The organism is Methylophaga sp. UBA1464 (assembly GCF_002325665.1).
Lineage (GTDB): Bacteria > Pseudomonadota > Gammaproteobacteria > Nitrosococcales > Methylophagaceae > Methylophaga.
The window spans coordinates 8,215-11,958 of record NZ_DCSO01000103.1 but is presented as its reverse complement, the minus strand read 5'-3'; the positions used below and the strand labels follow the sequence as shown (position 1 = coordinate 11,958).

Sequence of the window (3,744 nt, the reverse complement as noted above, 5' to 3'; positions counted from 1 at the left end):
TAATGCCATGCCGAAACTGGGATGATCCACATAGGCATCACCGGTAATGATAATCACATCGCAGCTGTCCCAACCCAGAGCTTCCATTTCACTGCGTGACATTGGCAATTGTGGTGCAATGCCGAAGCGGTGAGCCCAGAATTTGCGGTAGGAAAAAATATCAGGAGCGGCTTGCATAGAACCTCAGATCAACAACAGCGAAAAATCAACGGCTTATTGTAACAAACACAGGGCTGTTATTTTTGTCTTTTGCTCACCGCTGTTTGCTGACGAACCATGCCTTGATTTAATGAAAATTGATCTTGAGGATTCTAAAAAGTATTAATGATGGAGTGATATTAGGGGTTTACAGCCGCTTTAAATGACTCCAAAGAATCAACGATAATAACCGGAGTACCTTTTTCTACCCACATGGCTAATTCCCGAACTTCCGCATTGCGCATCGCAATACAGCCCTGAGTCCAATTGGAAACCTCATGAATATCGAGTTTGTCAGGCGTTTCATCGCCAATTCCATGAATACCAATCTGCCCACCTAAAGGCGTATTTTGGGGTGGCGTTTCGTTATAGATAAAAGCAGCCAGAATTTGGCGATATTCCTTACGAGTGATGCGTCCTTCCTTGAGGGCCTGTTTGGCATCATCCATATTTGGATAATCCAGGTGCATAAACAGATAAAACCGGTCACTACTGCGAATATCCTTTATCCGATAATGACCTTTGGGGGTTCTGCGATCGCCCTCTTGCATCTTGGGCTGCCGGCCACCACTGCCTAAAGCCACTTTAAAGCTACGCAACGTTTTATCGTCTTTTCTAACCAATAATTTGTTTTCTGAGCGCACGATAACCAATTCTATCTCCCCCGATGCCGCCATCGTGACCGTTGGGAAGTGAAGTAAAAGGGCTATGAAAAGCAGCCTGAACATAGGGCAATTAATCCGCTAAAAGATGTGAACTGATTTTTATCATAAAACGCCTTAATTATCACCTGTAAATAAATATTTTTAAAGAAATAATCGATTTAAAAATGAAATGTTCTGCTTTATCAGATCATGCAGGGATTGTGGTAAATCAACATCAAATTGCAGATTCAGTGAATCGGCCAGATCACGATGCCTTTTTAACTGGCTCACATTGAACCTTTGTTTCAAGGCCAGACCAATCACATTGCCCTTATCAGCAACTGGCAACACCAAGGTCTGATCAGCAAAGCTTTGGTTAATTCGTTGCATCGATTGACTGAATCCCGGACGGTCAGTTCCCCATAAATTAATACTCATTAGGCCATCATCATTTAAAACACCGGCACAGGCATCAAAAAAGGCCTGACCACCAACGCTGGCAGACATACCCAGATGATCATAGGCATCGACCAAAAGCAAATCATAAAATGCACCATTACTGAAAAACTGGTCACTGACAAACTGGTAGCCATCACCATGATGAATTCGCAATCTGGGATCATTATGCGGCACATTAAAATAACGTTGTGCAACATCAATCACATCCTGCCGGTATTCAATGACATCAATCTGACATTCATTAAAATGATGTAATAAAAACTTAACCAGCGAGCCGCCACCTAAACCAATAACACAGATATTCCTTGGCTTCGGCTGAAACAATAAGCCCGCCATCATGGCACGTGTGTAACTCAGTTCAAGCAGATGTGGTGATTGCAGTGACATACTGCTCTGCCGAGGATAGGTACCAAAATGCAACGATCTTTTATCACCAATATCAACGACTTCAATGATGCCTTCATCAGATGCAGCTTGATACACTACAAAGCCGCCATAATAGAGTTGCATTATTGAGAAGCCTCTTCATCCAGCAGTTGTTTGACTAACCAGCCATGAACCTGGTTGGTTAACTGTTTAGGCGCACTACTGAAATAATGATCCGCTCCAGTAATCTGTCGTAAATGATAATTGGTTCTCTGTTCGGTTTTCATCTGTGTCCGGCGTTGGAGAATGGCTTGTTTAACCTCGTCTTTCTGCCTGCTGCCCATAATTTCTAACGTTGGAATGGTCACATCAATAATACCGATGCCTTCTGATAACGCTCCAGTATTAATCATAACCAAAGCGGTGACTGGAACCGCTGTTTCATTAAGCGCCTTTAATGCTAGCCGACCGCCTGCTCCCTGACCAATCAACACGATATTTTCGTGGCCCTCTTGTTGTAACTTAAGTAATGCTGCATCTATTCGCTCAGCTGTGGTGACCATTTTATAGATTTCCGCAGATGACTCCGCTGTTAACGAATCAACGGGAGCTTCAGCATCACCGGAAGGATTATCATCTGATACTTCCGCCGTTTGAACCGCTTCAACTGGATCCACTGTAGCCTCAGTTTCAGCTGTCAATTGAGACTGGTCGTTATCTTCACTAAAGCGAATAATCTTAATGGCCAGAGTATTCCAGCCATGACTTGGTAGCTGACGTCTTAATAAACCAACAGCAGCGCTATCAATATGCTCATTAATATCATGTAGCAATAATACGGCACCGCGAGGTATGCCAAGGGTTTGCGATAAATATGCGGCGGCAATAGTCTGCTCACCAACTGGCAATACTTCATAACCTTTTGTTACTGATCCCTGACGCAAAATTTGTGGCTTTTCTGCGGAAGCATCATCCACAGCTCCAGCATAGGCTGCCGGGTTCGTTAAAAAAAGTATGCATAATGTAAGAAATAATCGTCTCTGGATTTGCACCGGTTTTCCTATTTGTGTCGGTTAGGCATCTCGCGCCAGTATAATCAGCGATAGTGAATTTCAAAAGCTGAAAAAACCCATGTTTTGCGGTAGAGTAACGGGTTTTGACAGTAAATTTTTAACTAACTTAGAGAGAATCCGACATGGCCGAATTCAAAATTGCCCCATCAATCCTCTCCGCTGACTTTGCCCGTCTTGGCGAAGAAGTGGTAAATGTACTGGCCTCAGGTGCTGACATTGTTCATTTTGATGTCATGGATAATCATTATGTGCCCAACCTGACGATCGGACCTTTAGTCTGTGAAGCATTGCGCAAACACGGTGTTACCGCCGAAATTGACGTGCATTTAATGGTTAAACCGGTTGATCGCATTATTCCTGATTTTGCTAAAGCGGGCGCCAGTTTCATTACTTTTCACCCTGAAGCATCCGAGCATATTGACCGCAGCCTGCAACTGATTAAAGCCGAAGGCTGTAAAGCAGGTCTGGTATTTAACCCGGCCACACCACTGACTTTAGCAGAACATGTTCTGGATAAAGTGGATCGTATTCTGCTGATGTCAGTTAACCCGGGTTTTGGCGGCCAGAAATTTATTCCTCACACGTTGGAAAAACTCCGTCAGGCCCGCAAAATGATTGATGAAAGTGGTTACGACATCGATCTGGAAATCGATGGTGGCGTAAACGTACAGAACATTCGTGAAATTGCTGAAGCCGGTGCCCGTACATTCGTTGCAGGTTCAGCAGTATTTGGTGCAGCTCAGGACAGCGATCCCAATAAATACGAAACCGTTATCGCAGCACTGCGTGCAGAATTAGCTCAAGCTAAAATCTAAATAATGGCTTTAATCAAGCCGGATCTGGCACTCATCGATCTTGACGGCACGCTGGTTGACAGTGTGCCGGATCTGGCCTGGTGTACTGATCAGACTATGCTGACACTTGGTATGCCCGTACACGGTGAAGCCAAAGTCAGAACCTGGGTGGGGAATGGTGTTGAAAGACTGATTAAGCGCGCCCTGATA

At 44.3% G+C, this 3,744-nt stretch carries 5 protein-coding genes and 1 pseudogene; 2 read left to right on the top strand and 4 right to left on the bottom strand.

Going from position 1 to position 3,744, the window contains the following annotated elements; genetic code table 11:
- From B3O33_RS14045 to B3O33_RS14030, 4 genes are all read right to left on the bottom strand, one after another.
- Positions 1-177: hypothetical protein (locus B3O33_RS14045; RefSeq protein ID WP_292363847.1), on the bottom strand; the 177-nt coding region annotated here is incomplete at its 3' end.
- Positions 178-338: 161 nt separating this feature from the next.
- Positions 339-842: a L,D-transpeptidase family protein gene (locus B3O33_RS14040; RefSeq protein ID WP_292360226.1), complete on the bottom strand. Its 504-nt coding sequence runs from the start codon at positions 840-842 to the stop codon at positions 339-341.
- 162 nt (positions 843-1,004) lie between these two features.
- Entirely contained in the window at positions 1,005-1,811 is an 807-nt protein-coding gene (locus tag B3O33_RS14035; protein WP_292359848.1) for a spermidine synthase, read from the bottom strand.
- Positions 1,811-2,644 carry a DUF3530 family protein gene (locus B3O33_RS14030; RefSeq protein WP_292363846.1) on the bottom strand — a complete coding sequence of 278 codons (834 nt, stop codon included), beginning with the start codon at positions 2,642-2,644 and terminating at the stop codon, positions 1,811-1,813. Before B3O33_RS14030 ends, B3O33_RS14035 begins: the two co-directional genes overlap by 1 nt.
- A 218-nt stretch (positions 2,645-2,862) precedes the next feature.
- Between B3O33_RS14030 and rpe the strand changes: the two genes are divergently transcribed.
- A complete protein-coding gene (gene rpe / locus B3O33_RS14025) occupies positions 2,863-3,555 on the top strand; it encodes a ribulose-phosphate 3-epimerase (protein WP_069295252.1) in 693 nt (230 codons plus the stop codon).
- A 3-nt stretch (positions 3,556-3,558) separates the two neighbouring features.
- A pseudogene (locus tag B3O33_RS14020) lies at positions 3,559-3,744 on the top strand (phosphoglycolate phosphatase); the annotation flags it as partial.

Bases quoted from the DNA above. Each gene is read 5' to 3' on its own strand.
- B3O33_RS14035 (WP_292359848.1), bottom strand. From the start codon at position 1,811: ATGCAACTCTATTATGGCGGCTTTGTAGTGTATCAAGCTGCATCTGAT.
- rpe (WP_069295252.1), top strand. From the start codon at position 2,863: ATGGCCGAATTCAAAATTGCCCCATCAATCCTCTCCGCTGACTTTGCC.